The sequence below is a fragment of the Stenotrophomonas sp. 05L44_2 genome (assembly GCF_056665995.1).
In genome coordinates, this window is sequence record NZ_JBFTNR010000700.1 from 1 (window position 1) to 2188 (window position 2188).

3 protein-coding genes and 1 pseudogene are annotated in these 2188 nt (G+C 64.5%); all 4 read right to left on the reverse strand.

Annotated elements, in window-relative coordinates; all coding sequences use genetic code 11:
- Nucleotides 1–44 precede the first annotated feature (44 nt).
- A complete protein-coding gene (locus tag AC1VAN_RS19495) occupies nucleotides 45–1040 on the reverse strand; it encodes a phenylalanine--tRNA ligase subunit alpha (protein ID WP_480986507.1) in 996 nt (331 codons plus the stop codon).
- Between the two features lie 194 nt (nucleotides 1041–1234).
- On the reverse strand, nucleotides 1235–1594 hold the full coding sequence (rplT, locus tag AC1VAN_RS19500; RefSeq protein ID WP_005410435.1) for a 50S ribosomal protein L20: 360 nt from the start codon (nucleotides 1592–1594) through the stop codon (nucleotides 1235–1237).
- A 10-nt stretch (nucleotides 1595–1604) separates the two neighbouring features.
- Nucleotides 1605–1802 (reverse strand): 50S ribosomal protein L35, encoded by a 198-nt coding sequence (rpmI, locus tag AC1VAN_RS19505; protein ID WP_002811096.1) that lies wholly within the window; start codon nucleotides 1800–1802, stop codon nucleotides 1605–1607.
- Nucleotides 1803–2075: 273 nt separating this feature from the next.
- Nucleotides 2076–2188: pseudogene (locus AC1VAN_RS19510) on the reverse strand (translation initiation factor IF-3); the annotation flags it as partial.

The following is a 2188-nucleotide window of genomic DNA, read 5'->3' on the forward strand; positions in this document are numbered from 1 at the left end:
GCGTTGTTGAGTCCGCCGGGCATGGCCCGGCGCTACCTTATGCGTTACGCGAACTGCTTGAGGAAGCGCACGTCATTTTCGAAGAACGCGCGCAGRTCGTTGACGCCGTAGCGCARCATCGCGAAACGCTCCACGCCCATGCCGAAGGCAAAGCCGGTGTAGCGTTCCGGATCGATGCCGACGTTGCGCAGCACGTTCGGGTGCACCATGCCGCAGCCGAGCACTTCCAGCCAGCGGGTGCTGCCATCGGGCTGCTGCCAGGCGATGTCCACTTCCGCGCCGGGTTCAACGAACGGGAAGTAGCTGGGGCGGAARCGCATCTCGAAATCGCGCTCGAARAASGCRCGSAYGAAYTCGGMCAGCGTGCCCTTCAGRTCSGCRAAGSTCGARKKCTCGTCRACCAGCAGGCCTTCGAYCTGRTGGAACATCGGCGAATGGGTCTGGTCGCTGTCGCTGCGGTAGACCTTGCCGGCGGCGATCATGCGCAGCGGCGGCTGGTGTTCGCCCATGTAGCGCACCTGCACACCGGAGGTATGCGTGCGCAGCAGTCGGCCGTCACCGAAGTAGAAGGTGTCATGCATGGCGCGCGCCGGATGGTGCGGCGGGAAGTTCAGCGCCTCGAAGTTGTGCCAGTCGTCCTCGATCTCCGGCCCTTCGGACAACTCGTAGCCCAGCCGGCCGAAGATGCCGGTGATGCGCTCGAGGGTGCGGGTGATCGGGTGCAGGCCGGCGCGTTCGCCACTGCGGCCCGGCAGCGTGATGTCGATCGCCTCGGCAGCCAGCCGCGCATCGAGCGCAGCATCTTCCAGCACCGCCTTGCGCTCGCCCAGCGCGCTGCTCAGCGCGTCGCGGGCCTGGTTGATGGCCTCACCGGCCGCCTTGCGCTCGTCGGCCGGCAGCGCACCGAGCTGCTTGAGCTGCGAGGTGATGCTGCCGCTCTTGCCAAGCAGGGCCACGCGCAGCTGCTCCAGCGCGTCCGGGCTCTGCGCGGCGGCCACATCGGCCAGCGCCTGGGAAGTGAGGGATTGGATGTCGCTCATGGGTAGCCGGAACTCCAGTCGGTCTGCCATCGCGATGCGCGAAGGGCCGCGCCGTCGCAACCGCTTGCCGGTCGCCCGCCATCTGCACGGCTGCGCCCGGCACAAAAAAGAATGGGGAAGGACTTGCGCCCTTCCCCATGCATTGCCTCTACCTGACACCGTTCTCCGTGAACGGCAACGGCATCGGGAAGGACTTATGCCGCCAGTGCGCCCTTGGCCTTTTCGGCCAGTGCAGCAAAGCCAGCTGCGTCGTGCACGGCGATGTCAGCCAGAACCTTGCGGTCCAGGGTGATGCCAGCCTTCAGCAGGCCGTTCATGAAACGGCTGTAGCTCAGGCCGTTGATGCGGGCAGCCGCGTTGATGCGGGTGATCCACAGCGAACGGAAGTTGCGCTTCTTCTGCTTACGGCCGATGTAGGCGTACTGCTGTGCCTTGATGACCGCCTGCTTGGCGACGCGGAAGACCTTGCGACGGGCATTGTAGTAGCCCTTCGCCAGATCAAGGATTTTCTTGTGGCGGCGACGCGCCTGTACGCCACGCTTTACTCGTGCCATGTATCAGTCCTCAGAGGTAGGGAAGCATGCGGTCCAGACGGCCTGCGTCTTCTGCGCGGACGTGATTCGTCTGACGCAGGTTACGCTTACGCTTGGTCGCTTTCTTCGTGAGGATGTGGCTACGGTTGGCGTGGCCGCACTTGTACTTGCCCGAGGCGGTCTTGCGGAAACGCTTGGCCGCTGCCCGGTTGGTCTTGATCTTGGGCATTGCAATGTCCTTGATGGGATATGACCCTGGTTTCTGACTGATCTGGCGGCGGCCTGGGCCGCTCTTTCCGTCCTGCCATGATCGGCGTACGACCCGTCCTGGGTGGGTCGAGCCGGGCATGATACAGGCAAATCCGCCCTGTAACCAGCCCCCACACCGTTTTCACACCGAGACCGGCCCTGCCCGCCCCGGAAAAGCAAAAGGACGCCAGCGGCGTCCCTTCACCTTCATCCATTCAGCCGCCAGGCGCCCCGCGAGGCAGCCCGTCAGGCGTCAGGTCTTCTTCTTCGGCGCGATCATCATCACCATCTGACGCCCTTCCAGGCGCGGACGGGATTCGATGACGATGTCTTCGCCCAGATCGGCTTCGATCCGGCCAGCCATCT

Excerpts from the sequence above, each read along its gene's own strand:
- rplT (WP_005410435.1), bottom strand. The coding sequence starts at position 1,594 with ATGGCACGAGTAAAGCGTGGCGTACAGGCGCGTCGCCGCCACAAGAAA.
- rpmI (WP_002811096.1), bottom strand. The coding sequence starts at position 1,802 with ATGCCCAAGATCAAGACCAACCGGGCAGCGGCCAAGCGTTTCCGCAAG.